23 protein-coding genes are annotated in these 25,111 nt (G+C 62.5%); 13 read left to right on the forward strand and 10 right to left on the reverse strand.

Translation table 11 applies throughout. From position 1 onward, the window contains the following. Positions 1–63 precede the first annotated feature (63 nt). From AX756_RS13250 to AX756_RS13265, 4 genes are read right to left on the reverse strand one after another with little or no spacing between them, the layout of a single operon-like run. Positions 64–945, reverse strand: a complete 882-nt coding sequence (locus AX756_RS13250; RefSeq protein WP_082739095.1) for an MBL fold metallo-hydrolase — start codon at positions 943–945, stop codon at positions 64–66. Between the two features lie 17 nt (positions 946–962). Further along, positions 963–1,481, reverse strand: a complete 519-nt coding sequence (locus tag AX756_RS13255) for a YeeE/YedE family protein (RefSeq protein WP_163887225.1) — start codon at positions 1,479–1,481, stop codon at positions 963–965. Between the two features lie 3 nt (positions 1,482–1,484). After that, complete coding sequence (locus tag AX756_RS13260) at positions 1,485–1,913, reverse strand: YeeE/YedE family protein (RefSeq protein WP_068312092.1); 429 nt, start codon at positions 1,911–1,913, stop codon at positions 1,485–1,487. A gap of 3 nt (positions 1,914–1,916) precedes the next feature. Beyond that, positions 1,917–2,126, reverse strand: coding sequence for a YgaP family membrane protein (locus tag AX756_RS13265; RefSeq protein ID WP_068312095.1), 210 nt, complete (start codon positions 2,124–2,126; stop codon positions 1,917–1,919). A gap of 458 nt (positions 2,127–2,584) precedes the next feature. On the opposite strand from AX756_RS13265, the gene AX756_RS13270 reads away from it, so the two are divergent. Both AX756_RS13270 and AX756_RS13275 read left to right on the forward strand, forming a co-directional pair. Continuing rightward, positions 2,585–4,519, forward strand: a complete 1,935-nt coding sequence (locus tag AX756_RS13270) for an elongation factor G (protein WP_068312098.1) — start codon at positions 2,585–2,587, stop codon at positions 4,517–4,519. 148 nt (positions 4,520–4,667) lie between these two features. Continuing rightward, complete coding sequence (locus AX756_RS13275; RefSeq protein WP_068312101.1) at positions 4,668–5,501, forward strand: aldo/keto reductase; 834 nt, start codon at positions 4,668–4,670, stop codon at positions 5,499–5,501. Positions 5,502–5,567: 66 nt separating this feature from the next. On the opposite strand, the gene pyrG is transcribed toward AX756_RS13275, so the two are convergent. Both pyrG and secG read right to left on the reverse strand, forming a co-directional pair. Beyond that, the gene (gene pyrG, locus AX756_RS13280) at positions 5,568–7,211 is read right to left on the reverse strand and encodes a CTP synthase (protein ID WP_068312103.1); all 1,644 of its coding nucleotides are present in this window, start codon (positions 7,209–7,211) and stop codon (positions 5,568–5,570) included. Between the two features lie 197 nt (positions 7,212–7,408). Continuing rightward, positions 7,409–7,774 carry a preprotein translocase subunit SecG gene (gene secG, locus AX756_RS13285; protein ID WP_068312106.1) on the reverse strand — a complete coding sequence of 122 codons (366 nt, stop codon included), beginning with the start codon at positions 7,772–7,774 and terminating at the stop codon, positions 7,409–7,411. 172 nt (positions 7,775–7,946) lie between these two features. Here secG and AX756_RS13290 point away from each other — a divergent pair, with 172 nt between their 5' ends. Next, positions 7,947–9,239 (forward strand): adenylosuccinate synthase, encoded by a 1,293-nt coding sequence (locus AX756_RS13290; RefSeq protein WP_068312109.1) that lies wholly within the window; start codon positions 7,947–7,949, stop codon positions 9,237–9,239. Position 9,240: 1 nt separating this feature from the next. Further along, complete coding sequence (locus AX756_RS13295) at positions 9,241–9,498, forward strand: DUF2842 domain-containing protein (RefSeq protein WP_068312112.1); 258 nt, start codon at positions 9,241–9,243, stop codon at positions 9,496–9,498. An 84-nt stretch (positions 9,499–9,582) separates the two neighbouring features. Here the strand turns inward: AX756_RS13295 and AX756_RS13300 are convergent, their stop codons facing one another. Then, the gene (locus AX756_RS13300; protein WP_156461492.1) at positions 9,583–12,309 is read right to left on the reverse strand and encodes a hypothetical protein; all 2,727 of its coding nucleotides are present in this window, start codon (positions 12,307–12,309) and stop codon (positions 9,583–9,585) included. Positions 12,310–12,470: 161 nt separating this feature from the next. Between AX756_RS13300 and AX756_RS13305 the strand changes: the two genes are divergently transcribed. After that, a complete protein-coding gene (locus tag AX756_RS13305; RefSeq protein ID WP_068312119.1) occupies positions 12,471–13,166 on the forward strand; it encodes a thiamine diphosphokinase in 696 nt (231 codons plus the stop codon). Here the strand turns inward: AX756_RS13305 and AX756_RS13310 are convergent. The 3 genes from AX756_RS13310 to AX756_RS13320 all read right to left on the reverse strand — a co-directional run bounded on the left by AX756_RS13310 (position 13,123) and on the right by AX756_RS13320 (position 16,626). Further along, the gene (locus tag AX756_RS13310) at positions 13,123–14,025 is read right to left on the reverse strand and encodes a DMT family transporter (RefSeq protein WP_068312122.1); all 903 of its coding nucleotides are present in this window, start codon (positions 14,023–14,025) and stop codon (positions 13,123–13,125) included. The genes AX756_RS13305 and AX756_RS13310 overlap by 44 nt on opposite strands. Positions 14,026–14,080: 55 nt before the next feature. Next, positions 14,081–15,454 (reverse strand): L-serine ammonia-lyase, encoded by a 1,374-nt coding sequence (locus AX756_RS13315; RefSeq protein ID WP_068312125.1) that lies wholly within the window; start codon positions 15,452–15,454, stop codon positions 14,081–14,083. A 107-nt stretch (positions 15,455–15,561) separates the two neighbouring features. Further along, positions 15,562–16,626, reverse strand: a complete 1,065-nt coding sequence (locus AX756_RS13320) for a LacI family DNA-binding transcriptional regulator (RefSeq protein WP_068312129.1) — start codon at positions 16,624–16,626, stop codon at positions 15,562–15,564. Positions 16,627–16,802: 176 nt separating this feature from the next. Between AX756_RS13320 and AX756_RS13325 the strand changes: the two genes are divergently transcribed. From AX756_RS13325 to AX756_RS13360, 8 genes are all read left to right on the forward strand, one after another. Next, the gene (locus AX756_RS13325) at positions 16,803–17,816 is read left to right on the forward strand and encodes an ABC transporter permease (protein WP_068312132.1); all 1,014 of its coding nucleotides are present in this window, start codon (positions 16,803–16,805) and stop codon (positions 17,814–17,816) included. Positions 17,817–17,865: 49 nt separating this feature from the next. Continuing rightward, complete coding sequence (locus AX756_RS13330; protein WP_068312135.1) at positions 17,866–18,876, forward strand: substrate-binding domain-containing protein; 1,011 nt, start codon at positions 17,866–17,868, stop codon at positions 18,874–18,876. A gap of 127 nt (positions 18,877–19,003) precedes the next feature. Continuing rightward, positions 19,004–20,551, forward strand: coding sequence for a sugar ABC transporter ATP-binding protein (locus tag AX756_RS13335; protein WP_068312138.1), 1,548 nt, complete (start codon positions 19,004–19,006; stop codon positions 20,549–20,551). Next, positions 20,548–21,588, forward strand: a complete 1,041-nt coding sequence (locus tag AX756_RS13340; protein ID WP_197431078.1) for an ABC transporter permease — start codon at positions 20,548–20,550, stop codon at positions 21,586–21,588. Before AX756_RS13335 ends, AX756_RS13340 begins: the two co-directional genes overlap by 4 nt. Before the next feature lie 20 nt (positions 21,589–21,608). Beyond that, a complete protein-coding gene (locus AX756_RS13345; protein ID WP_068312141.1) occupies positions 21,609–22,610 on the forward strand; it encodes a dihydroxyacetone kinase subunit DhaK in 1,002 nt (333 codons plus the stop codon). A 10-nt stretch (positions 22,611–22,620) separates the two neighbouring features. Further along, entirely contained in the window at positions 22,621–23,268 is a 648-nt protein-coding gene (locus tag AX756_RS13350) for a dihydroxyacetone kinase family protein (protein WP_068312144.1), read from the forward strand. Positions 23,269–23,503: 235 nt separating this feature from the next. Beyond that, complete coding sequence (gene rpiA / locus AX756_RS13355; RefSeq protein WP_068312147.1) at positions 23,504–24,292, forward strand: ribose-5-phosphate isomerase RpiA; 789 nt, start codon at positions 23,504–23,506, stop codon at positions 24,290–24,292. A gap of 407 nt (positions 24,293–24,699) precedes the next feature. Further along, positions 24,700–25,111, forward strand: a 412-nt coding sequence (locus AX756_RS13360) for a hypothetical protein (RefSeq protein WP_197431079.1), incomplete at its 3' end; no start/stop codon positions are given.

Genomic DNA, 25,111 nt, shown 5'->3' on the forward strand with positions numbered 1-25,111 from the left:
CACTGGAGACCCCGGGGCGTCGTTCTCGCGCCCCGGTGGCCACTAACTAGGTTGTTATAGGACTCAAAGGCCGTTTACCGGAACCTTGAGCATTGGGTTGCCGTTATCATCGGTCGGGATCGCGCCCGCCCGCATGTTGACCTGCAGCGAGGGGATGATGAGGTTCGGCATGGCGAGCGTGGCGTCCCGCTCGGTGCGGAACTTGACAAAATCTTCCTTCGTCTTGCCCTCGCCCACGTGGATATTGTGCTTCTTCTCGTCGCCCACGGTGGTTTCCCATTCGATCTCGCGCCCGTTGGGGCCGTAGTCGTGGCACATGAAAAGCCGCATCTCGTCCGGCAGGGCCAGCACCTTCATGATGGAGTCGTAGAGCGTTCCGGCGTCGCCACCGGGGAAGTCGGCACGGGCCGAGCCGCCATCGGGCATGAAGAGCGTATCGCCCACGAAGGCCGCGTCGCCCACAACATGCACCATGCAGGCCGGGGTGTGGCCGGGCGTGTGCATGGCGAAGACGTCCATCGTGCCGATCTTGTAGGTGTCGCCATCCTTGAACAGCGCGTCGAATTGCGAGCCGTCGCGCTGGAACTCGGTGCCCTCGTTGAAGATCTTGCCGAAGACGTTCTGCACGGTGATGATGTTCTCGCCCACGCCGATCTTGCCGCCCAGCTTGTCCTGGATATAGGGCGCGGCCGAGAGGTGGTCGGCATGGACATGAGTCTCGATCAGCCATTCCAGCTTGAGATCGTTCTCCTCCACGAACTTGATCAACTCGTTGGCGTGCTCATAGGTGATCCGTCCGGCCGCGTAGTCGATATCCATCACGGAATCGACGATCGCGCAGGAGTTCGAGTTCGGATCCTTCACGACATAGGAAATCGTGTGGGTCAGCGGGTCGAAGAAGCCGGTCACTTCGGGCTTCACGGACATGTCGACGGGGTAATCCATGGTTTCCTCCTGTAAAGTCAGTCTTGTGTTGGTTCGGGCATCGGGCCCTTGGGGGCATGATCGATCGGACCGTGAGCTGCGGGCTGGTGCAGGGCCGGGCCACCCGGTGTTTGGAATCGTTTGCCGGTATGAGTGTTGATGTAGCGGGCCACGCCCATGCCGCCGATCAGCGCAACGGTGAAAAGGATCACCTCCCAGCGGCCGGTGCCGAGCGCGGGCAGCGCGCCGCCCGGGCAGAAACCGGACAGTCCCCAGCCAATGCCGAATACGGCCGAACCGCCGACGAGTTTGAGGTCGATGGAACGGTTCTGCGGCACGTGGAAAATATGATCGAAGGTCGGGCCTTCACGTTTCAGCACGAAACGGTAGCCAAAGAAGGCGACCACGACAGCCCCGCCCATGACGAAGGCGAGCGAAGGATCCCAGGTGCCAAAGAAGTCGAAGAAGTTAAGCACTTTTTCGGGGTTCGCCATGCCGGATACGGAAATCCCGACACCGAAGATGAGGCCGATCAGGTAAACGGAAATCAGGCGCATGGGTCAGCCTCCGAACACGTGGCGGACGACATAGACGGTGAGCGCCGTCGTCGCCATGAAGGTCGGCACCGCCACGAAGGAGCGCGGCGAGAGGCGGGCCAGGCCGCAGACGCCGTGGCCGGAGGTGCAGCCCGACCCGTAGGAGACGCCGATACCGACGAGAAAGCCGCCGACGATCAGCGCAAGGGCGGAAACCGGAACGGTGATTTCCGGCCAGTTGCCCGTGACCATGAGATAGAAGGCCGGACCGGAGATCATGCCGGCGAGCAGGGCCCACCGCCAGGCACGGTCATCCTCGGCAAAGATCGCGGCGGACAGGATGCCGGTGGCGCCCATGACCCGGCCAATGGCTGCCATCAGCAGAACAGCGGCCAACCCGATGAGAACGCCCCCGAACAGGGACGCCAGAGGCGTGAAATTGACGATTTCCATGGCTCAGGCGTTGTCGCGCTTGCAGGTCTTGATGCCGAGAATGGCGTAGGGCGGGCAATAGCCCATCGCGGAAGTGCCCAGCATGACGAGGCCGACAATCGCGGCGATCACGGTCCAGAGCGTGCTCCATCCGGCGCTGAAGGCCAGGACCAGCAGCACCACGCCGATCACGGCGCGGGCGATACGGTCGAGAGATCCCATGTTCTTGGTCATTGTTCAGTTCCCTGTTTCCATCCGATCCGGTTGGCGGATCGGCATTCGAAATCACCCGGTGAATCGGGCCTTGGCTAAATCTAAACTAACCAGTTCACCAATTCAAGTTGTCGAATGTGTTTATGCCTCGCATTCACGGTTCCGTGAACGCGACCGGATGCATCGCCGGGTCGGCCTCAAGGCGCTAACGCGAGCGTAAACAGGGATCCAGCACGGGAATGTCGCAGCCAAATCGGCCCGGAAGCCCTTGACCTTCCCGCATATGCGAGCGGAATACTTGGGGGTCGCGCGTTATTTGCTTTCCCGTTCGTAACGACACCAGGGAAGCCGATCCGCGGCAGGATCAAACGGCGGCGCCAGTCCGCGCGGGATCCGGGGAGGTCCGTCCGCCAGGGCGGGCCGGTCCGCGCAATATGGTCAGGAGCCGCCAAACCGGCAAAGTTTGGAGGAAACCTGACATGCGTTGTTTCACAGTTCTCGGCCCGTCGAATTCGGGCAAGACGACATTGGTCGAGGCCTTGAGCAGTTTGGATTCCAAACCGGTCCGGTCCGACATGACCGAGTTCTTCGGTGTGTCGGAATTTACCTATCTCGACGAACCCTGGGCGGCCTTCGACGTCGCCGGCGGCGCCGAGTATCTCGGTTACGCGGGCGAGGCGTTGGCCGCCTCAGATGCCGCGATCCTCTGCGTGCCGCCCGAGCCGGAGGCGGCGGTGCTGTGTGCCCCCTATCTGCGCCTGATAGAGGAGAGCGGAACCCCCTGTATCCTGTTCATCAACCGTATGGACGCCACTGACAATCGTGTGCGCGACATCGTGGCCGGCCTCCAGGCCTATGCCAATCACACGATCATCCTGCGCCAGGTGCCAATCCGCAAGGATGGCGAGGTCGTGGGCACGGTGGACCTGATTTCGGAACGCGCCTGGGAGTTCCAGCCGGGCCAGCCCTCGAACCTGATCGAGATCCCGGATGGCGTGAGGGAGCGCGAGCAGGAAGCGCGTGCCGAGCTGCTCGAACACCTGTCGGATTTCGATGACCACCTGCTGGAAGAGCTCATCGAGGACAAGGCACCGCCGCGCGACGAGGTCTATGACGTGGCGACGACCGTGCTGCGGGAAAACGACGACATCCCGGCCTTTCTCGGGTCGGCCAGCGGGCGCAACGGCATTACCCGCCTGATGAAATCGCTCCGCCACGAGGCACCTTCGGTCGACAAGACTCTTGAGCGGCTGGGCACCAACGCGGTGGCTGCCGGCGTCTTTGCCACCTACCGCAAGCATATGGGCAAGGCGGTGCTGCTGCGGGCCTTGAGCGGTTCGGTTTCGACCAATGCGCCGCTGGGCGGGGCGAATGTCGGCAACCTGAGCGGGCTTGACGCCAAGCAACCGATCGAGGCTGTCGAGGCCGGTTTCATCGGGATCGCGGTGAAATCGGATCACCTGAACGCCGGAAGCTATTTCACGGCCGATGAGCCGGAAGAAATGGATGCCTGGGCGCGCGGCCACCCGCCAAGCTTTGCCTCGCTTGTGACGCCCGTGCACGAGAAGGACGATGCGCGGCTGTCGACGGCGCTGGCCCGCGTGGCCGAGATCGATCCGGGTCTGACAGTGGAACAGGACGAGGTCAGCGGTCACGCGATGGTTCGCTGCCAGGGGCCGATGCATCTGCGCCGGATCCAGGGGCTGCTGGAGGACGATTTTGGCGTCGCAACTCAGGCCGAGGAAGTTGCTGCGCGCTATCGCGAGTCGATCTCCAAGTCGGTCGAACACCATTACCGTCACCGCAAGCAGTCGGGCGGCGCCGGGCAGTTTGCGGACGTCTCGATGAAGATCGGGCCGCAGGTGCGGGGCGGAGGCTTCTCCTTCGACGAGGTGGTCAAGGGCGGCGCCGTGCCGCGCAACTATATCCCCTCGGTCGAGGCCGGTGCCAAGGACGCGATGGTGCAAGGGCCGCTGGGCTTCCCGGTCATCGATGTTTCGGTCACGTTGCTCGACGGCAAGTCCCACTCGGTGGACAGCTCCGACTTCGCCTTCCGCACGGCTGGAAAGGCCTGCGTCAAGGAAGCGCTGAACGATGCCTCGCCGGTGTTGCTGCAACCGATCGACCGGGTGGACATCCATGTGCCGTCCGTCTTCTCGGGGGCGATCGTGACGCTGGTCTCCTCGCTCAAGGGGCAGGTGCTCGGCTTCGATCCAAACCCGGACGCAAAGGGCTGGGACATCTTCCATGCCCTTCTGCCGGATTCGTCGCTGAGCGAGCTGTCGCGTGCGCTTGGTGGCGCGGCGCAGGGCACTGCCTGGTACGAGGCGGCATTCGATCACTACCAGGAACTCCACGGCAAGGAAGCCTCGCGGATTTCGCAGGAGGCGAAAGAGGCCGCAACCGCCGGCTGACGCCGGACGCGTGAAAGCTGTGAGATCGGGACGAGCGCCGGGCAGATGCCACGGCGCTCGTTTTGTCTTACAGAGCCGAGTCCGCCTTGCTCTGTTTCAAACAAAGGTGCATAGTCCGCTCAATCGATTGACCTGGCAGGAGGCGGGCATGACAAATATCCCAAAACTCACAATGAACGACGGCCACACCATCCCGCAATTCGGCTTTGGAATCTGGGAGGTGCCACCCGCCGGGGCCGCTGACGCGGTGGAGGGCGCGCTCCGGCTCGGCTACCCACTGATCGACGGCGCCTATTTCTACAAGAACGAAGAGGGACTCGGCGAAGGCCTCCGCCGTTCTGGCGTCGCGCGCGAGGATGTTTTCATCACCACCAAGGTCTGGAACCATGATCATGGCCGTGAGAAGGCGCGCGCTTCGGTCGAGCGGAGCCTGAAGCTGATTGGGGTGGAGCAGCTCGACCTCGTGTTGATCCACTGGCCGGTGCCGTCACAGGATCTCTATGTCGAGACCTGGGAAAGCTTCATAGAGATGCGCGAGCAGGGGCTGGTCCGGTCTATCGGCGTGTCCAACTTCAACGCCGAGCATCTTGACCGGGTTATCGCCGAAACCGGCGTCACCCCGGCGCTGAACCAGATCGAGGTGAACCCGGAGCTTCAGCAACCGGAACTGCGCGCCACAAATGCCGATCTTGGCATCGTGACCCAGGCCTGGACGCCGCTCGGAAATGGTCGCTCTTTTGGCTCCGAGCCGATTGCCGCTGCCGCCAAGCGCACCGGCAAGAGCCCGGCACAGGTGACGCTGCGCTGGCATCTGCAGCTTGGTCACGCGGTGATCTCGCGCTCGGTCAATCCGGGGCGACAAGCCGAAAACCTCGACATCTTCGACTTCGAGCTGACCGATGCGGAGATGGAGGCGATTAAAACTCTGGATTTCGGCGCGCGGACAGGGCCGGACCCGTCAGTCTTCAAATTGATGGGCTGATCGCAACAGGCTCAACAGAAAACGCCCCGGCCAAGACCGGGGCGTTTTCATTTGCAGGACAGGCGATCACACCAGCCGGCTGTTCTCTTTCGCCGCGCGGATGAAGTCGCGGAACAGCGGGTGCGGCTCGAAGGGCTTGGATTTCAGCTCCGGGTGGAACTGCACGCCGATGAACCACGGGTGATCCTTGATCTCCACGATCTCGGGCAGGCGACCATCGGGCGACATGCCGGAGAATGTCAGACCCTTCTCTTCAAGCAGCTTCTTGTACTGGATATCGACCTCGTAGCGGTGGCGGTGGCGCTCGTCGATCTTGGTCGTGCCATAGATCTCGGCAACGCGGCTGCCCTCGGCCAGCACGGCGTCGTAGGAGCCCAGCCGCATCGTGCCGCCCTTGTCGTCATCGACCGCACGCTCGACCTTGGCATTGCCCTGCACCCATTCCTTCAGGTGATAGACAACAGGCGTGAAGCGCTTCTTGCCGGCCTCGTGGTCGAATTCCTCCGAGCCGGCATCGGTCATGTCGGTCAAGTGGCGCGCGGCCTCGATCACGGCCATCTGCATGCCAAGGCAGATGCCGAGATAGGGCACCTTGCGTGTGCGGGCAAACTCCGCCGCCTTGATCTTGCCCTCTGTTCCGCGCTCGCCAAAACCACCAGGCACGATAATCGCGTGGTAAGGCTCCAAGTGCGGCACGCAATCCTCGCGTTCGAAGATCTCCGCGTCGATCCACTCGGCCTTGACCTTCACCCGGTTGGCCATGCCGCCATGGGTGAGCGCCTCGGCAATGGACTTATAGGCGTCCTCGAGCTGAGTATACTTGCCGACGATGGCAATGCGGACCTCGCCGTCGGAATTGTGCACCCGGTCAGAGACATCTTCCCAACGTTCCAGGTTCGGGCGCGGCGCGGGCGAGATTTCGAACGCATCGAGTACCGCCTGATCCAGCCCCTCGCGGTGATAGGCCAGCGGGGCGTCGTAGATCGAGCTGAGATCCTGCGCGGCGATCACGGCATCGGGACGCACGTTGCAGAACAGCGCCAGCTTGTCGCGCTCCTTCTGCGGGATCGGACCCTCTGAGCGGCAGACCAGCAGGTCCGGCGCCAGGCCGATGGAACGTAGCTCCTTCACCGAGTGCTGGGTCGGCTTCGTTTTCAACTCACCGGAGGCCTTGATATAGGGCAACAGCGTCAGGTGCATGAAAATGCACTGGCCGCGCGCCTTGTCCTGCGAGAATTGCCGGATCGCCTCGAAGAAGGGCAACCCCTCGATATCGCCGACCGTGCCGCCGATCTCGCAGAGCATGAAATCGACCTCGTCCTCGCCGATGGCGATGAAGTCCTTGATCTCGTTTGTGACGTGCGGGATCACCTGGATCGTCTTGCCGAGATAGTCGCCGCGGCGTTCCTTCTCCAGCACGTTGGAATAGATCCGGCCGGAGGAGACCGAGTCGGTCTTGCGGGCGGCAACGCCGGTGAAACGTTCGTAATGGCCAAGGTCGAGGTCGGTTTCCGCCCCGTCATCGGTGACGAAGACCTCGCCATGTTCGAACGGGCTCATCGTGCCCGGATCGACGTTGAGGTAGGGGTCCAGTTTGCGCAGGCGAACGGAGAAGCCGCGTGCCTGAAGCAAGGCGCCAAGAGCCGCCGATGCCAAACCCTTGCCAAGGGACGACACGACGCCGCCAGTGATGAAGATGAACCGTGCCATGCTTGGCCGACCCCCGTGATCTGTAGCGCTCCAGTTCGCGGAAAACGCCAGGTGAAACAGCTGAGTGGTGCCAGAAAAAAGCGCACCATCACGGGACTCAGAGTTTAGAGCATTCGCCGTGATGGGGCAACAGCACCACAAGATGATGGTGCCGAATTTCGGGTGCAGCCAAAGCCTTGTGGACAGAAGGCCGCAGGTTACTCCGCCGCTTGCGGCACCAACGGCGCGTTGCCGACCGGTGCGGGCGGCAGCAGATCCTCACCCGTCGTCCCGCTCTCGACCGGCGCGGTTTCCGCCACCGGGACGGGGGCGTCCGTGATCCGGTCCACCACCGAGGCGCCCTCGGTATTGGCGGCAGCCAGGATGGTAAGCGTTATGGAGGTGATGATGAAACCAATGGCCAAAGCCCAGGTGACCTTGCCAAGCGCGGTGGCTGCACTGCGGCCGGACATGACCCCGCCGCCGCCCATACCGAGCCCGCCCCCTTCGGAGCGCTGCAGCAGCACGATGCCGATCAGGCTAAGAGCCAGAATCAGGTGGACGATCAGGATGACGTTTTCCATGCACGGAGCCTCGAATTCGGATGGGCGGTATCTAAATGCAAGCCCGCCCGGTCGCAACCCCTGAAGGGACCGCTCGGCCGCTTTGCCGCCCTCTGCGTCAGAAAGGTGGTTTGCGCCCATCGTCAGGGCCGTTATACACGCGCGGGTTTTTCCGGTCATCGAGGAGATGGATATGGCCAATGTTGTCGTTGTCGGCGCCCAGTGGGGCGACGAAGGAAAGGGCAAGATCGTTGACTGGCTCTCCGAACGGGCCGATGTGATCGCGCGCTTTCAGGGCGGGCATAATGCCGGCCACACTCTGGTGATCGATGGTGAGGTGTTCAAACTGTCGCTGCTGCCCTCGGGCATCGTGCGCAAGGGCAAGATCTCGGTGATCGGCAATGGCGTGGTTCTCGACCCCTGGGCGCTTGTGGCCGAGATCGAGAAGCTGGCCAAGCAGGGTGTCGAGATCACGCCTGACAACCTGATGATCGCCGAGAACACGCCGCTCATCCTGCCGCTGCATGGTGAATTGGACCGTGGCCGCGAGGCGCAGAGTTCCGTGGCCAAGATCGGCACCACCGGCCGCGGCATCGGCCCGGCCTATGAGGACAAGGTGGGCCGCCGCGTGATCCGTGTTGCTGACCTCGCCGACGAGGCTACGCTGCAAACCCGCGTCGGCCGCCTGCTGGTGCACCATGATGCATTGCGCAAGGGTCTGGGCCTGCCGCCGGTCGATGTAGACAAGCTGATAGCCGATCTGCGCGAAATCGCGCCCAAGGTCCTGCCCTTCGCCAAGCCGGTCTGGCGCGAAATGAACGCTGCCCGAAAGGCAGGCAAGCGGATCCTCTTCGAAGGGGCGCAAGGCTCGCTGCTCGACGTTGATTTCGGCACGTATCCCTACGTGACCTCCTCGACCACGATCTCCGGTTCTGCCGCGTCCGGTACCGGCATGGGCCCAGGTTCGATCGATTTCGTGCTCGGAATCGTCAAGGCCTACACGACACGCGTCGGCGAAGGTCCCTTTGCCTGCGAGCTGTTCGACAAGGTGGGCGAGCATCTCGCCACCGTGGGCCGCGAGAAGGGCACCGTGACGGGACGCTCGCGCCGCTGCGGCTGGTTTGACGCGGTGCTGGTTCGCCAGACCTGCGCTCTGTCCGGCGTGAACGGTATCGCGTTGACCAAGATGGACGTGCTCGACGGGCTCAAGGAACTCAAGATCTGCGTTGGCTACGAGCTGGACGGCAAGACGCTGGACTACCTGCCCACGGCTGCCGACCAACAGGCCCGCGTTACCCCGATCTACGAGACGATGGAAGGTTGGAGCGAGAGCACCGCCGGCGCACGTTCCTGGGCGGATCTGCCTGGTGCGGCGGTGAAATATGTTCGCCGGATCGAGGAGCTGATCGACTGCCCGGTCGCTCTTCTGTCGACCTCGCCCGAGCGGGAAGACACGATCCTGGTCACCGATCCTTTCGCGGACTGATATGGCGCTGAGCTACAAAGCCCGTCGCCGCTGGTCGCTCGTCATCCTTCTGGTGGGCATGCCCGCCTATGTCGTGCTGGCGGTCACGATCATGAACTGGATCGACCGGCCATCGATATGGATCGAATTGCTCGTCTATATCGGGCTTGGAATCGCCTGGGCCCTGCCGTTTCGCTTCGTCTTCCGGGGCGTGGGGCAGGCCGATCCCAACGCATCGACCGGTGACGCGTCTGAGATGGGCAAGAACGACGAGCGCTGAAAAAGGTGCTGTCACACGCAAAACAGGGCGGGTGCCATCCGGCACCCTGCCCATACTCGTTACGAAAACGGCTTTTGCGGGCGCCTAGAGCGCGACGCTGCGCTGTTCCGGGTTATAGCGGGAAGCTTGAGAAAGCGTGAACTGGCCCCGATCAAGCTTCTGGATTTTCCCCTGGCGGAGAAGCTGACCGAAGCTGCGCAGGCTGTCTTCGCGGCGCAGATCCTCCTGCCCCTCGGCCTGGCGGACGACATCCATGATTTCGGGATGCGAGAAATGTGTCCGGCCCTGCACGTAAGACGTATAGGCTGCCGCACATTCCAGCATTTCTTCCAGTCCGCGAGCTCCCATCTGCTCGGAAAACTCTTCGAATGTGGTGCTCTGAGCGAAGATACCGGCGGCTTCGCTATCGCTTGAAACCATCGAACTGCGATGGAACACCTCCGGCGCGTTGTCGGAAGGCGCCTTCTCGGCCGTCGCGGAGACCATTCGGCCGGCGGTCACGCGGCGTGGGCGCACGGCCTGAGCGCCAGCCGGCTCGCGCGGCTTCTCCTCCGCGTCGTCATCCACGCGCTGCTCCGAGACCAGCATCAGGGGGGCGACCTTGGGTCGTTCCGATGTTGTCGAGGGGCGGGATTCCTTGTCACGCGTTTCCGAACGCGCCGGGCGACGCGGCCGCACGGGCTCGGACGGTTGCGAGGTTGCGTTCTCGGGCTCCGGCTGTTGCGCTTCGTGCCCCTGTTTGATCGCGGTGAAGTCGAGCCTGTCTGCAGCTTCCTGCGCTGCCAGTTCGACATCCTTCGGCAGGGCGGCTTCCGCATCGGATTTCGACGATTGGAGTGCCGTGCCCACGGCCGCGCGCAGATCGTCCCGATAGGGCAGCGTGTCCCCGTCATCGTTCCGGTTGCGCGGCCCTTCTGCCTTGGTCGCGGCAACGGCGGCCTTGAGGTGCTCGATTGCCGAGCGGCGACGGCGCAACTCCGGACCCGCAAGCTTGTTGTCGGCCTCGTCCATCAGGCGAGAGACATTGTGGTTCTCGTCCTGTTCCTGGCCGAGGGCGCGGGCACGACGTTCGGCGGCGGCTTCTGCGCGCGCCTCGTTCTCAGAAGTCTGCGTGACCTTGGCAATGGCTTCGGCCAGTTGGTCGTCTGCTGCGTCATCTATCGGTGCGGAGGCTTCCTCAGTGGCAGTGACGGCAACGGTTTCGACGGGCTCCTCGGCCTCTTCAGAGATCTCGGCCTTCGCATCGTCAGCAATGACCTCGTCGGCATCGTCTTGCCCATCGACCCCGGTCACGGGTTCGGCAAAGGCGCTGTGCGAAGCGAACGCCAGGGCGGAAAGTTCCTTTTCAAGGGAGGCCGACTCGGTGGCGGCCGGCGCGCTCTGCCCTTCCAGAGCTTGGAGGGCTTCTGCCTGGCTTTCGGCTTCAAGCTCGGCGATCTCGGCCGAGTCGGCTGCCATTTCCCGTTCCACGGCCTCGAGTTCGCGCAGGAGGTCCGCCTCGGCATCCGCCGAAAGGCTCGGCGCCGACGGCTCGGGCCGTTGCAGGGGCTCGCTTGCGTAATCCGCGGCGATCTCCTCTGCTGCGAGCGTTTCCGGCTCGAATGTCTCTTCGACATCCAGCGACACGGGCTGTTCGGGCATCGGCATGTCGACAACCGCATCCGCGGTCTCGACCGGGTCCGGCACGGACATATCGTCATTCACTGCCGCTTCGTCCTCCTTGTCGGAGAGCGCGGCCCGAAGCGACGCCATGAGCGACTGCTTTCGAACCCGAATGACGTTGCTGCGAGGTGTTTCCTCTTCGTAAGCGGGGGGCTCGTCTGCTTCGAGCGTGTCTTCCGCAGCAGCTTCCGGTTCGACCAGATCCGGCGAATTGTCGATCTCGGCAACGATTTCCTCGACGAGGGCGTCTTCGAACGGCGCCGCCATCTCGGTCTCGGCGGTGCCCTCTTCGGGAGTGGCCTCAATCTCGGCGAGTTCCTCCACGATTGCCGAAGGCAGCTCTTCGCTTTCTGTCTCGACAACGGGAAGATCGGCCATGGGCTCCGGCATGGTGACGTGCGGGGCCTCGTCAACGACCATGTCGGTTTGCTCCGGTGCCGTCGAGAGTGCTTCTTCGGTCGGTTCGGGCAGGGAAACCTCGGCAGGCGGTTCCTGCGCCTTGATCTCCTCAACCTGGCGCGACCGCGCCACCACGGCGCGGATGCGGGCCAACTTATCGGCCAGGCTTTCGGCAGGGGCCGGCGCGGGGATGAATGGCGCGGCAACGACGGGTTCTACGGTCGCAGGCTCAGAAAGCGGTTCCGGCTCGGCCACGGTTTGCGCGGCTGTTTCGACCGGCGCTTCCTCTGCGGCTACGCTGGGCGTTTCGAGTTCGGCCGGGACTGCGGAAATCTCCCCTGCGGGCTCGTCGGCGACTGAAGCCTCTTGCGGCTCCGCGACAGCTGGAATTTCCTGCTCGGCTGGCTCAACAGGACTCTCACCGACTGTTTCGGTCTGCGGGGCTTCTTCGGCCTGCGAGGCCTGCGCGATCGAGGGGGCAGGCTCGGGCTGGGAGACGGGCGCGGCGCCATCGTCTTCGGCGGCCTTCAGGGTGATGCCCTGTTCGCTGACCCGTGCCTCGACCCGACGGTGGATTTCCTTCTCCACAATTCTCTGGAGCATCTCCGCATCAGGCGTCGGCGGTTCCGCTCCGAAATAGCGGTCTTCGGCCGCCAGGTTGCGGAAGTACTCGGCGATCGCCTTCATCGTGCCGAAGGAATCGTCAAACCCTTCGAGTGTGCACGAAAAGGTGCCGTAGGAGACTGTCAAAATTTTGTTGGAGCCTACCATGTCTTTGATCGCTTTCTTTCTATACCAGCCCTACCGGTTTACCATGTATTGGTTCCGGAATGAGAACGACTCCAAGAAATTAAGAGTATCATTTCCGGGCGATAATGTGGCTTCGCGAAGGAAAAATGGACAGTAGCAGCATGGGTGATGTCATTGTTTCCGAATCCCGCGGGGTTACGCTTCTAGGCGGTGGCAAGGTTAATCTGAAGGATCTTAGGGAGGCGTTAAGGCTGGCGCCTTCTCTTGTCGCGGCGGATGGTGGGGCGACTTTCGCGATGGAAAATGGTTTTGAACCCGTCGCCGTGATCGGTGACATGGACTCGATTCCGCCCAGGATCCGGGCTGCCGTGCCGGTCGGACGGTTTCATGAGGTCTCCGATCAGGACAGCACGGATTTCGACAAGGCGCTGCGCAATATCGATGCGCCGCTGATTCTGGGCGTGGGGTTCCTCGGACGGCGGGTCGACCATCAACTGGCAAATTTCAATGTGTTGGCGCGACGTTTCGATCAGAGGTGCATCCTTGTCGGCAAGCATGATATCGTTTTCGCGGCGCCGCGTGAGCTGGAGCTGCCACTTGCACCTTTGAGTCGGGTGTCGCTCTTTCCCATGGCACGGGTTTCGGGGCGTTCGCATGGTTTGAACTGGGAGATCGACGGGCTGGACATGACCCCAACTGGCGTGATTGGCACGTCCAATCATGTTCGCGCCGGGCATGAAGGACCGGTTTCGCTCGCCTTCGATAACCCCGGAATGCTGGTGATCCTGCCGCGCGAGGCGCTCACCCTCGCCATCAGCGCGCTGCAGCGCGCGACGCCATTCGCTCCCGCAAGATGATATAGAGCCCCGACAGCACCACCACGCAGATCCCGGCCAGTGCCAACCCGTTCGGAAGCTGTGCGAAGATTAGCCAGCCGAAGAGAACACCGAACGGGATTTCGAGATATTGCATCGGGGCCAGCGTCGCGGCGGGCGCGAAGCGGAGCGCCCAGGTCATCAGCAGGTGGGAGAATGTCCCCAGAATGCCGAGCGCGACGAGCAACAAGCCTTCGCGCAGGGATGGCTCGACCGGGTCCAGTTCGGCAATGCCGCTGCCCTCGGCCAGCAGGATGACGGGAAAGAGCAGCGCCGTGCCGAGCACTCCGGTGACGGCCTGCAGCGGGATCGGGGCGATCTCGCGGGAGATCTGGCGGGTGACGAGGATGAAAAGCGCGAATTCGACTGCGACGAGCAGCGGCAGGAGCGCGATCCAGCCGAGCTGGGCGAAGGCGGGTTGCACGACCATGAGCGTGCCGGCAAAGCCGACCACGCAGGCGGCCAGTCGCCGGGCGCCGACCTGCTCCTGCAGCACGAACCGACCGAGCAGCAGCATGATGAAAGGCATGACATAGGCAATGGCAATCGCGTCGGCCAAGGGCAGGTGCCGCAAGGCGAACACCATTGTCGCAATGCCGGCGACCTGCAGCAGGGTGCGCCACAAGATCCGCCCGAAGAGGCGTGGCGGCAAGGACAGCCTGTGCCCGCCACGCCGGAAAAGCGGCCAGAGGATCAGTGCCTGTACCGCGAATCGCAGGAAGACGAGCTGCCCGAGCGGAATCGCGGCGCCGATCAGCTTGGCGGTCGCATCTGCGAGCGGTGCCAGGATGCAAAAGCCCAGCATGAGGGTGATTCCAAGGAGAGGGCTGTCGCGATCCATGCGGCGCAAGCTATGCCGGGTCGCTCGCACGGGAAAGCGCGTTATGGAGCGGCGCTCAGCAATTCGGGACGTTCACCGCCAAGCCGCCGAGCGAGGTTTCCTTGTACTTGTGGGACATGTCCTGGCCCGTCTGGCGCATGGTCTCGATACAGGCATCGAGGGGAACGAGGTGCATCCCATCGCCACGAAGGGCGAGCGATGCCGCGCTGACAGCCTTGATCGCGCCAAGCCCGTTGCGCTCGATGCAGGGCACCTGCACCAGCCCACGCACCGGGTCGCAGGTCATGCCGAGATGATGCTCAAGCGCGATCTCGGCGGCGTTTTCGACCTGTTCGGGTGTGCCGCCCATCACGGCGGCCAGCCCGGCAGCGGCCATGGCGCTGGCACTGCCGACCTCGGCCTGGCAGCCGGCCTCGGCACCGGAGATCGAGGCGTTTGTCTTGACCAGCCCGCCAATCGCGGCGGCGGTCAGGAAGAAATCCGGCAGTCGCGAGGGGGCAGCGGTCGGGATATGGTCGAGCCAGTAGCGGATGACCGCGGGCAGCACGCCCGAGGCACCGTTGGTCGGCGCCGTCACGACCTGCCCCCCGGCGGCATTTTCCTCGTTCACGGCCATGGCATAGGTGCTGATCCAGTCATTGACCGAATGCGGAGGGGCGAGGTTCAGCCCGCGTTCATTGAGCAACGCTTTGTGCAGACCGGGCGCCCGGCGACGCACATTCAAACCGCCGGGCAGGGTTCCCTCGCTCGCCAATCCGCGTTCGATACAGTCGGACATGACCTGCCAGAGTTGGTTCAGCCCTTGTTCCAGCTTCGAATAACCGTGATGGGCGATCTCGTTGGACCGTTTCATCTCCGCAATACTCTTGCCGGAGCTGCGCGCCATCTCCAGCATCTGCGCGGCGGAACGGAAAGGATAGGGCACGGCGATCTCGGCTTCCGGGCTGGTGTCGCGGTCCAATTCTTCGGCCGTCACCACGAAACCGCCACCGATGGAGTAATAGGTCTGCTTGAGGATCACGTCGCCCTGGGCGTCGGTCGCCATCAGGATCAGCCCGTTCGCATGGCCGGGCAGGGGCGGGCCGTAGTCGAACATCAGATCGGATTCCGGGTCGAAGGAAAGCGGGTCCAGCCCCGGAGGCGTCAACGAATGCTCGGCGTGGATCTTGGCAAGCGCCGTTTCGGCCGCATCTGCGTCGTAACTTGCCGGTTCAAACCCGGCCAGGCCCAGAACGACAGCCCGGTCCGTCGCATGGCCGACGCCGGTAAAGGCCAGCGAGCCGTGCAGCGAGGCGCGCAGCCCGTGCGCGTGAAAGGGCGAGTTCCGGAGCGATTCCAGGAAACGGCTGGCCGCAACCATCGGTCCGACGGTATGCGAGGAAGACGGGCCGATGCCGATCTTGAAGATGTCGAAGACGCTTAGAAACATGGCACTCCCGTCCGGTTCCTCCCAGACCTAGTACAGCCTATCCGTTTCTTGCGGCCGAATAGCGACATTTCCCGTCCCGAAGGCGGAATACGAGCCGTCGTCGGTGGTCAGCTTTCGCTGTCCAAGGTCCGGACACTGTCGCGCAGCACGAGGTCGCCCGCGACGAGCACCTTGACCGGCGGTTCTGCCTCGCTGCCAGCGATGAGGTCATCGAGGATCCGGACCGCCATGGCGCCGATTTTTCGTTTCGGCACATCGAGCGAGGTCAGGGGCGGGTCAAAGAAGGCCGAGGTGGGAAGATTGTCGATCCCGATCACCGAAACGTCCGCGGGAACCGACAGGCCGCGCTCGCGCAGGGCGCGGATGAAGCCGAAGGCGATGATGTCATTGGCACAGAGAAAGGCATCGGCCAGTTGGTCCACCGATGCCAACTGTTCGAGCGAATCGGCATAGGCGCCTTCGATCGTCGAGGCGACGGACAGCATGTTGTCCTGTTCCACCGGCAGCCCGTGCTCGGCCATGCCACGCTGGAAGGCGTCATGGCGGAGCCGGAAGTTCATCACCGAGCTGTAGCTTCCCACCATGCCGATCCGGCGGAAGCCGTTCTGCATGAGGTAGTCCAGCGCCCGGTAGACGAGCTGGTCGTTGTCCATGTCCACGAAGTTTCCGGGCATGAAGGGGCGGTGTGTGTCGATGATGACATTGGGCAGGCCGCAATCGAGAAACGCCCGCACGTCCTCGTCGGAAAACTCGGTTCCGAGCGCGATGATGCCTCGCGGCTCCGAGCCATCGAGCCCAGTCAGAATCTCGGAGACATCCGCATCTTCATGGCTGACCACCTGCAAGGTGTAGTCCCGCCGGGTTGCCTCGTAGGACATGCCGTCGATGTAGTCGGAAATGAAGACGTTGTGGTCGCGGTTCACGGTCTGACCGTGGCGGGCGATCTTCAGGAAACGAATGGTGTTGAGCGAATCGTTGCCCTGGAACTCGCTGCGCGGCCGCTCCCCCCTGGGAACATAGTTGAGTTCGTGCATCGCCCGAAAAACGCGCGTCCGCGTGGCCTCCGATATCTCGCCTTTCCGGTTCAGTACCAGCGAGGCAGTTGCGGCCGAGACACCCGCCAGATCGGCGACCTGACGCAGCGTGGCCGGCTTTTTCGTCTCAGTTTCCATGCCCTTGCGATGCCACCTCTCTGCTTTGGTCGCTGTTCGTACACCGGGGCGGCACCGTTTTCCAAGCCTGCTGCTTCTCGACGCGCCCGTTCACTAAAAAATGCGTTGAACGAACCTAAACTTAATGATAGCGATTTACTAAACATAATGCAATGTTCACTAAAAGGGAGGAGAGCATGCGCAAGCTGGATGGGAATTTTGTCCTGCTGGTCACGCTCATCGTGGTTCTTCTCACGGTTGGGGGGCTTCTTTCGGGCGGCACTTACCTCTCCCTGTTCAACCTGCAGTCGATGGCGAATCAGGTGCCGGAGCTCGGGTTGCTGGCCATCGGGGTCATGCTCGCCATGTGCGCCGGCAATGGCGGGATCGACCTCTCGGGCATCGCCATGGCCAACCTGGCCGGCGTCGCCTCCGGCCTGTTTGCGTTGCACTTCTTTCCGGTCGCCGAGGCGCCGGTGGCCTTCACGATCACCTTCATCCTCGGCTGTGCCGTGGTTGGCCTGATCGGCGGCACGCTGAACGGGTTGATCATCTCCCGGTTGGGGATCACGCCGATCCTCTGTACGCTCGGCACGCAGATGTTCTTTACCGGTGTGACGGTGGTGCTGTCAGGCGGACGCGCGGTGCGTATCGGCGCGCCGGGGCCGCTCTACGAGCTGGGCAACGGCTATGTGTTCGGCATTCCCTGGAGCTTCATGCTCTTCATCGTCACCGCCACGATCCTTGGGGTTGTGCTGCGCTACACCCCGTACGGCGTGAAGCTGATGATGACGGGTGCCAACCAGAGAGCGGCGAAGTTCAGCGGCTTTGCCCGCACCCGGATCGTCACCGTGACCTATGCGCTCTCGGGGCTGCTCGCTGGCCTCTCGGGCGCCATCATCGCCGCGCGCAATGTCAACGTGAAGTGGGACTACGGCACAACCTACCTGCTCATCGCCATCCTCATCGCCGTCATGGCGGGGGTGAAGCCCGATGGCGGTTACGGCCGGGTGATCAATGTGGTGCTCTCGGCGATCATCCTTCAGCTTATGTCCAGCCTGCTGAACTTCATCGGCCTTTCCAATTTCGTCCGCGACCTGGCTTGGGGGGCGTTGCTGCTCTTCTTCCTCTTCGTCAATCGCTTCACCCTCGTGGAGCATTTCGCGGACCTGCTTTCTTCGCGGCGATCCCCTCACGCTCCGAAGCCATGAACCAGAGGGACAACTCTTTATGTATCGGTATCTCTTGGGAGGAGATCTCATGAAACAGGGCCTGAAAAATACGAGCCTCATTGTGGCTGCCGCTGTCGCGGCCATGGGGATGGTCTCGACGAGCGCACTTGCTCAGGACGGCAAGTCGATCACCACGGTCGTCAAGATCAGCGGCATCCCGTGGTTCGACCGCATGGAAACCGGCGTCAAGAAATTCGCCGAAGCAAACCCGAACATGGATATCACGCAGGTCGGCCCCTCGACCGCGGATTCCGCCCAGCAGCTCCAGATCATCAACGACCTCGTCGCCAAGGGCACCGATGCGCTGGCCGTCGTGCCGATGGATCCGGCCATCATCGAAGGTATCCTCAAGCGCGCCATGGATCGTGGCACCATCGTCGTCACCCATGAGGCCGACAACCAGAAGAACACGATGGTCGACGTCGAAGCCTTCGACAACGCTTTTTACGGTGCCTCGATGAACGAGCGCCTGGCTGAATGCATGGGCGGTGAAGGCAAGTGGACGACCTTTGTCGGTTCGCTCGGCTCGCGCACCCATATGCAGTGGGTCGGCGCTGGCGAAGAGAACGCCGCGAAATACCCCGGCATGGAACTGGTCGATCCGAACAACGAGAGCTTCGACGACGCCAACCTGACCTATGACAAGGCCAAGGAACTGCTGCGCAAGCATCCCGACCTGAAGGGCTTCCAGAGCTCCGCCGGCAATGACGTGCTCGGCATCGGCCGCGCCATCGAGGAAGCCGGGCTTGCCGGCAAGGTCTGCCTGGTGGGCACCGGCCTGCCGAACCCGTCGGCTGCCTATCTCGACTCCGGCGCCATCACCGCGATCGGTTTCTGGGATCCGCAGAAGGCCGGCATGGCGATGAACTCGGTTGCCAAGACGCTGCTGGCCGGTGGCGAGATCGTCGACGGCATGGATCTCGGCGTCGAAGGCTACGAGAAGGTCTCCGTGAAGCCGGGACCGGGCGACGGGCTGCTCGTCTTCGGCAACGGCATGGTTCTGGCCGACAAGGACACCTACAAGGACTATCTCTTCTGATCGTCCTGACCGCCGTGCCGGCCCCAACCTCCCCTGTGGGCCGGCACGCATCCTTTCCCTCGTAGCTGCGGCGGGCAGTGGCGGTTGACTTCCAGGCTGCTGCCCCCGCGATGGAAACGCAGAGACAATGTCCCACTCTCCCTCAGATCAGACGCATTTCCTTGAGCTTCGCGGCATCCACAAGCGTTTCGGCGGTGTGCATGCCTTGCAAGGTGTCGATATGGTGATCGATCCCGGCGAGGCCTATCACCTGCTTGGCGAAAACGGCTGCGGCAAGAGCACGGTCATCAAGGTCATGTCGGGCGTACATGAGCCGACCGAGGGTGAGATCATCCTCGATGGCCGCTCCTACAGCCATGTCTCCCCGATCCAGGCGCTCGAAGCCGGGATCGAGACAGTTTACCAGGACCTGTCGCTCCTGCCCAACCTTACGGTTGAGGAAAACGTGGCGCTCGGCCAGCAACTCGTGAGCGGCAAGGGCCGCCTGATGCGGAGGCTGGACAAGAAGCTCCTGTCGGAGACGGCAGCCGAAGCGATCCGCAATGTCGGTCTCGTGCCGACCCGGGAGTTGATGAAATCGCCCACGGCGGAGCTGCCGCTCGCAATTCGCCAGCGGGTCGCCATCGCCCGTGCCATTGCGGCTAAGGCGCGGCTGGTGATCATGGACGAACCGACCACCTCGCTTACCCGCAAGGAGGTCGATGCGCTGATCGAGCTGGTGGCCAAGCTGCGGGCGCAGAACGTGGCCGTTCTCTTTGTCACCCACAAGCTGGAGGAGAGCTACCGGATCGGCGGGCAGGTCGTCGTCTTCCGGGACGGCAAATGCGTGGCCCAGGGCAAGATCGAGGATTATTCCCGCGCCGACCTCTCCAAGCTGATGACGGGGCGCGAGATCGAGATGCTGCGCTATCGCGAGGGCGCCCCGATGGAAGGCGAGATGATCCGCGTGCGCGATGCAAGCTCGGGCGAGGCCTTCTTCGATGTCAATTTCTCCGTCACCAAGGGCGAGATCCTCGGAATCACCGGATTGTCGGACTCGGGGCGCAACGAGTTGGCGATGGCCCTGACCGGCCATCGCGGCCTCAGCAAGGGCAGCATAGAGATCGAGGGCAAGAAGACCCGGATCCCGTCGCCCGCGGCCGCGATCGAGCTCGGGATTGGTTATGTTCCCGAAGACCGGCTCTCCGAGGGCTTGTTCATCCAGAAGTCGATCCTTGAGAACGAGATCACGCTGATCTTTGACGATCTGGTCAACAAGTTCGGCATGATCAACGCCCGCAAGGGGCGGGCGGAGGCGCGACGGATCTCCGAGCTGATGACGGTCAACACCAAGGATATCGACCTGCCCGTCGGCGCGCTCTCGGGCGGCAACCAGCAAAAGGTTCTGATCGGCCGCTGGCTCTCTATCGAGCCGAGGATCCTGGTGCTGCACGGTCCCACGGTGGGCGTCGATGTCGGCTCCAAGGATTCCATCTATCGTGCCGTGCAGGCCATGGCGGAGCGCGGGATCAGCCTGATCATCGTCTCCGACGACCTGCCCGAATTGCTTCAGAACTGCGACCGTATCCTGGTGATGAACCGGGGCGAGCTGGTCGACGAGCTTGACGCCACCACTGCGGATGAGACGCAAATCTATCAATCCATGCTGGCCAGCCGACGGGAGGCCGCCGAATGACCATGGTGCAAGACATGCCTGACACCTCGATCCCCACACCGCACGAAAGCCCGCGCCCCACGATCGGAGCGCTGTTCCGGCGTCGGCCTGAATTGGTGAGCCTTGCGATCCTGATCGCGATCTGCGTGATCGTGGCCTCGATCAACCCCGCTTTCCTGCAACCCTCCTCGCTGATCGACATGGGGCGGGCGAGCGTCGTCACGGGTCTCTTCGCGCTCGGGGTCTTCTCGATCCTCGCCGCGGGTGGGATCGACGTCTCCTTCCCCGCAATCGCCGCGCTGACCATGTACTCGGCCACGCTCTTCGTCATCAATGTCTGGCCGACCGCTCCCATGGCATTGGTCGTCCTCTCGACGGTCGTCGGAGGCGCGGCGCTCGGGGCGCTCAACGGCTGGATGGTACATACGCTCAAGGTGCCCTCGCTCATCGTCACCGTCGGCACGCAATACCTGTTCCGCGGAATACTGCTGGCCTTTATCGGCACGGTCTGGCTGATGGAGCTTCCGCCGCAAATGATCGCCTTCGGCAAGGCGCCGTTGCTGGAGTTCCAGAGTGGCAACGGGGTGACCGTCACCCTGCCGATGTACTTCCTCGTCTTCCCGGCCGCGGCCTTGCTCACATGGTTCATGTTCAACAAGACGCTGATGGGGCGGGCGATCTTCGCCACGGGCGGCAATGCCGATGTGGCCGAACGGCTGGGCTACAACCAGCGTATCGTCCATATCTTCGTCTTTGCCTTCACCGGCGCGCTGGCGGGTATGGCGGGCATCATCCATGTCTGTGCCAACCGCATGGCCAACCCGTTCGACCTGATGGGAATAGAGATCGAGGTGATCGCGGCGGTCGTGCTGGGCGGCGCGCGCATTACTGGCGGCACCGGGACCGTCTTTGGGACGATAACCGGTGTACTTTTGATCACGGTGGTCAATAATTCCCTCGTGCTCGTGGGAATCCCCTCCACCTGGCAGCGCGTCGTGGTTGGCGCATTCATCCTGCTTGCCGCGGCCTTCTTCGTGAAGCGCTCGCAAAAATCCTGACCCGAACCGAAAGAAACCCGATGAAAAAGTTCCTCAACAAACCCGAAGATTTCGTCGACGAAATGCTCGAGGGGATCTACTGCGCGCATCCGGAAGTGACCTATACCGCCGACGACCTGCGCTGCTACGTGACCGCGAACCCGGTGCCCGGCAAGGTCGGCATCGTCACCGGCGGCGGCTCGGGGCACCTGCCCACCTTCCTCGGTTTCGTCGGCAAGAACATGCTGGACGGCTGCGGCGTTGGCGGTGTCTTCCAGTCGCCCTCGGCGGACCAGCTGGCCGAAGTCACCCGCTATGTCGATCAGGGCGCGGGCGTGCTTTACGTCTACGGTAACTATACCGGCGATATCATGAATTTCGACATGGCGGGCGAGCTGGTCGAGCTGGACGATATCGAGACCGCCACCGTTACCGGAAACGACGATGTCGCCTCCTCCATTGTCGGCGAAGAGCACAAGCGGCGCGGCGTTGCCGGCATCTTCTTCCTGTACAAGGCCGCAGGGGCCGCCGCGGCGAAGATGCTGCCCTTGGCCGAGGTTGCGCGGATCACCGAGAAAGCCCGCAGCCGCACGCGCACCATGGGCGTTGCGCTGTCGGCCTGCATCGTTCCCGAAATTGGCAAGCCCGGCTTCGAGATCGGCGAAGACGAGATGGAAATCGGCATGGGCATCCATGGCGAGCCGGGCATTTCGCGCAAGAAGCTGGCCGCGGCGGACGATGTCGTGGATGAAATGATGGAGCGCATCTTCGCCGAAACGGACTATGCCACGGGCGAAGAGGTGGCGATCCTGATGAACGGCCTTGGCGGCACGCCGAAGGAAGAACTCTATATCCTCTATCGCCGCGTGGCGAAATTGATGGACGAAAAGGGCGTGAAGATCCGCCATGTCTGGCTGGGAGAATTCGCGACCTCCATGGAGATGGCAGGCTTCTCTATCTCGGTGTTGCACCTCGACGACGAGTTGGAGCCGTTGATTGCGGCGGAAGCCGATACGCCTTTCTTCTCCTATTTCGCCAAGTAAGGGGGCCGTAATGAAATCCATCGAACCGAAACTGGTTCCCGGCCTCTTCGAGCGCTTTGCGGCGCGTTTCGAGGCCGAGCGCGATGCGTTGATCGCGCTGGACGGCAAGGTGGGCGACAGTGATCTGGGCCTGACCATGTCCAAGGCCTTTGTCGCCGCGCGCGACAAGGTGCTGGGCGAGTTCGCCGATGCCGATATCGGCACGCAGATGAAGCAGGCCGGTGGCGCCATCTCCAAGGCGGCGCCCTCGACCATGGGTACGCTCATGGCGACCGGTTTCCTGCGGGGCGGCAAGGCCTTGGCCGAGGCCGAGGCGCTGGACGTGGCCGGGCTGGCGGCCTTCTGGCGCGCCTATGCTGACGGTGTCGCGCAGCGCGGCAAGGCGCAGCTTGGCGACAAGACGGTGCTCGATGTGCTCGATCCGATCGCAAGGGCCTTTGAGGCGCAGGCCGAGGCCGGTGCCGAGCTGGAAGTGGCGTCGGATTTCGCGGCCAAGGCGGCCGCTGATGCGCTGGAGGCCACGAAGGACCTTGTTGCCCAACATGGCAAGGCGGCGGCCTTCCAGGAGAAGTCGCGCGGGCTTCAGGATGCCGGCGGCACGGTCGCCTGCATGTTGGCCGAAGAACTGAATGCCTTCGTCCAGGCGGCGAAGGGATAGGCAAGACCACTCATGAAGAAGCAGGAGCAGGCGCTTTTAGGCGCCTGCTCTCCTCACAAGAGGCCGTCCCTGCCGGATGGCTCCGGCCGCCCGGATAGCACCCCTGATGCCCCCATTCCGGGCAGAATGGCGTTTCTGCGGCCTTGATCTGAACAAACCACGGCTCTGGGGCAGAAACACCCTCGCGGCAACAAAGCCCTTCGCCTATAAGGCAGAAAAACCCGGAGCCGCCAGTATGACCTTCGATCTTTCGCCAATCGACCGCGCAAAATTCGTCGCCGCTCGCCGGTCCTGCGATTTCGTGGAGAGCGGGATGCGCATCGGTCTCGGAAGCGGGTCCACGGCCGCGTGGATGGTGCGCTGCCTCGGCGAGCGGGTGCGCAACGAGGGTCTCGATATCGTCGGGGTTCCGACCTCGAGCCGTACGGCGGATCTCGCCCGCCAACTCGGTATCCGGGTTGCGTCGCTCGACGAGGTGAAGTGGCTGGATGTCACGATCGACGGGGCCGACGAGTTCGACGAGAACCTGAACCTCATCAAGGGCGGCGGCGGGGCGTCTCTGCAGGAAAAGATCGTTGCCACAGCGTCGGATCGCATGGTGGTGATCGCCGATGTCGCCAAGGAAGTGAAGGCGCTCGGAGCCTTTCCGCTGCCGTTGGAAACGGTGCCTTTCGGTTGGCAGACAACCAAGGCGCTGGTGGAGGAAACGCTGGTCAACATGGACGTGCTCGGCCGCGAGGCCACACTGCGCATGAATGATGACGTGCCTTTCGTCACGGACGAGGGCAACTACATCCTCGACCTGCACCTGAAACGGATCGGAAACCCGCGGCAGTTGAGCCTGGTGCTCAACCAGATCCCGGGGATTGTCGAAAACGGTCTGTTCATCGATATCTGCGACGCGGTCGTGATCGGCCATGGAGACGGCACGGTCGAAGTTCGCGATTTCAACGCCGGCACCGTGACCGAAGAACAGATCGACATTCTCGAAAGCGACAACATTTTCGCTGACGGCGACGATTGAATTCATCCTTCAAGTCTTGACCTTCCAGCCGGACGCGCTTGTTTGGAGTGCGGCGAAAACCCTTGCCTGCGGAAAATTGGTATACCTGTGGCCGAGGGCGATTCCGTTGGGTTCTCAAGGGGTGCGCAGTGCTGGATTGATCCTCTCTCGAACAAGACCTTTCTGGTTAACCCTGGTGCATGCTTTCCGGGACGGTGCGCCTGGTTCTCCTGGCAGAAGGACCTTCTCATTCGCGCCGAGAGGCATAAAAGCCACGAGATTCCGGGCGTTTGATGCTTGCGTGAGGATTGTTGCTCCAGGTACTTCCTTACTGAAACTAAGGGCTCATCTAACCTAGCGTAACTATTAAGAAAGTGTTAAAATCGACCCACTGTATGGTGCGATAACCTCCTAGAGGAGCATTGAATATGTTAGACTTTTACTATGGTTGGCATAAGCGCCCGCCAGGATATGATCAGGATTGGTATTATGGTGGTCACTATGATTACGATTATACCTCTGCTGGTTGGTCCTACGGCTGGCACTATGACTGGTCGTACAGCTGGTATTATGGCTGGCACTACGACTACAATTGGTATTACGGGTATTACTGGGACTACGGATACCATTGGGATTACTACTATTACTCGTACTATGGCTGGCAGTTCGGCTGGTATTACGACCTGGACTACAGCTGGAATTACGGCTGGAATTATGGGTGGTTCGTAGACTGGTCCTATGACTGGTACTACGGCTGGCATTACGGCTGGAACTACGACTTCTACTACTATTGGTCCTATGGCTGGCAGTATGGCTGGAGCTATAGCTATGACTGGTACT

The sequence above is a fragment of the Aliiruegeria sabulilitoris genome (genome assembly GCF_001558155.1).
GTDB classification, from domain to species: Bacteria; Pseudomonadota; Alphaproteobacteria; order Rhodobacterales; family Rhodobacteraceae; genus Tropicimonas; species Tropicimonas sabulilitoris.

Excerpts from the sequence above, each read along its gene's own strand:
- AX756_RS13250 (WP_082739095.1), bottom strand. The coding sequence starts at position 945 with ATGGATTACCCCGTCGACATGTCCGTGAAGCCCGAAGTGACCGGCTTC.
- AX756_RS13255 (WP_163887225.1), bottom strand. The coding sequence starts at position 1,481 with ATGCGCCTGATTTCCGTTTACCTGATCGGCCTCATCTTCGGTGTCGGG.
- AX756_RS13260 (WP_068312092.1), bottom strand. The coding sequence starts at position 1,913 with ATGGAAATCGTCAATTTCACGCCTCTGGCGTCCCTGTTCGGGGGCGTT.
- AX756_RS13265 (WP_068312095.1), bottom strand. The coding sequence starts at position 2,126 with ATGACCAAGAACATGGGATCTCTCGACCGTATCGCCCGCGCCGTGATC.
- AX756_RS13270 (WP_068312098.1), top strand. The coding sequence starts at position 2,585 with ATGCGTTGTTTCACAGTTCTCGGCCCGTCGAATTCGGGCAAGACGACA.
- AX756_RS13275 (WP_068312101.1), top strand. The coding sequence starts at position 4,668 with ATGACAAATATCCCAAAACTCACAATGAACGACGGCCACACCATCCCG.
- pyrG (WP_068312103.1), bottom strand. The coding sequence starts at position 7,211 with ATGGCACGGTTCATCTTCATCACTGGCGGCGTCGTGTCGTCCCTTGGC.
- secG (WP_068312106.1), bottom strand. The coding sequence starts at position 7,774 with ATGGAAAACGTCATCCTGATCGTCCACCTGATTCTGGCTCTTAGCCTG.
- AX756_RS13290 (WP_068312109.1), top strand. The coding sequence starts at position 7,947 with ATGGCCAATGTTGTCGTTGTCGGCGCCCAGTGGGGCGACGAAGGAAAG.
- AX756_RS13295 (WP_068312112.1), top strand. The coding sequence starts at position 9,241 with ATGGCGCTGAGCTACAAAGCCCGTCGCCGCTGGTCGCTCGTCATCCTT.
- AX756_RS13305 (WP_068312119.1), top strand. The coding sequence starts at position 12,471 with ATGGGTGATGTCATTGTTTCCGAATCCCGCGGGGTTACGCTTCTAGGC.
- AX756_RS13310 (WP_068312122.1), bottom strand. The coding sequence starts at position 14,025 with ATGGATCGCGACAGCCCTCTCCTTGGAATCACCCTCATGCTGGGCTTT.
- AX756_RS13315 (WP_068312125.1), bottom strand. The coding sequence starts at position 15,454 with ATGTTTCTAAGCGTCTTCGACATCTTCAAGATCGGCATCGGCCCGTCT.
- AX756_RS13320 (WP_068312129.1), bottom strand. The coding sequence starts at position 16,626 with ATGGAAACTGAGACGAAAAAGCCGGCCACGCTGCGTCAGGTCGCCGAT.
- AX756_RS13325 (WP_068312132.1), top strand. The coding sequence starts at position 16,803 with ATGCGCAAGCTGGATGGGAATTTTGTCCTGCTGGTCACGCTCATCGTG.
- AX756_RS13330 (WP_068312135.1), top strand. The coding sequence starts at position 17,866 with ATGAAACAGGGCCTGAAAAATACGAGCCTCATTGTGGCTGCCGCTGTC.
- AX756_RS13335 (WP_068312138.1), top strand. The coding sequence starts at position 19,004 with ATGTCCCACTCTCCCTCAGATCAGACGCATTTCCTTGAGCTTCGCGGC.
- AX756_RS13340 (WP_197431078.1), top strand. The coding sequence starts at position 20,548 with ATGACCATGGTGCAAGACATGCCTGACACCTCGATCCCCACACCGCAC.
- AX756_RS13345 (WP_068312141.1), top strand. The coding sequence starts at position 21,609 with ATGAAAAAGTTCCTCAACAAACCCGAAGATTTCGTCGACGAAATGCTC.
- AX756_RS13350 (WP_068312144.1), top strand. The coding sequence starts at position 22,621 with ATGAAATCCATCGAACCGAAACTGGTTCCCGGCCTCTTCGAGCGCTTT.
- rpiA (WP_068312147.1), top strand. The coding sequence starts at position 23,504 with ATGACCTTCGATCTTTCGCCAATCGACCGCGCAAAATTCGTCGCCGCT.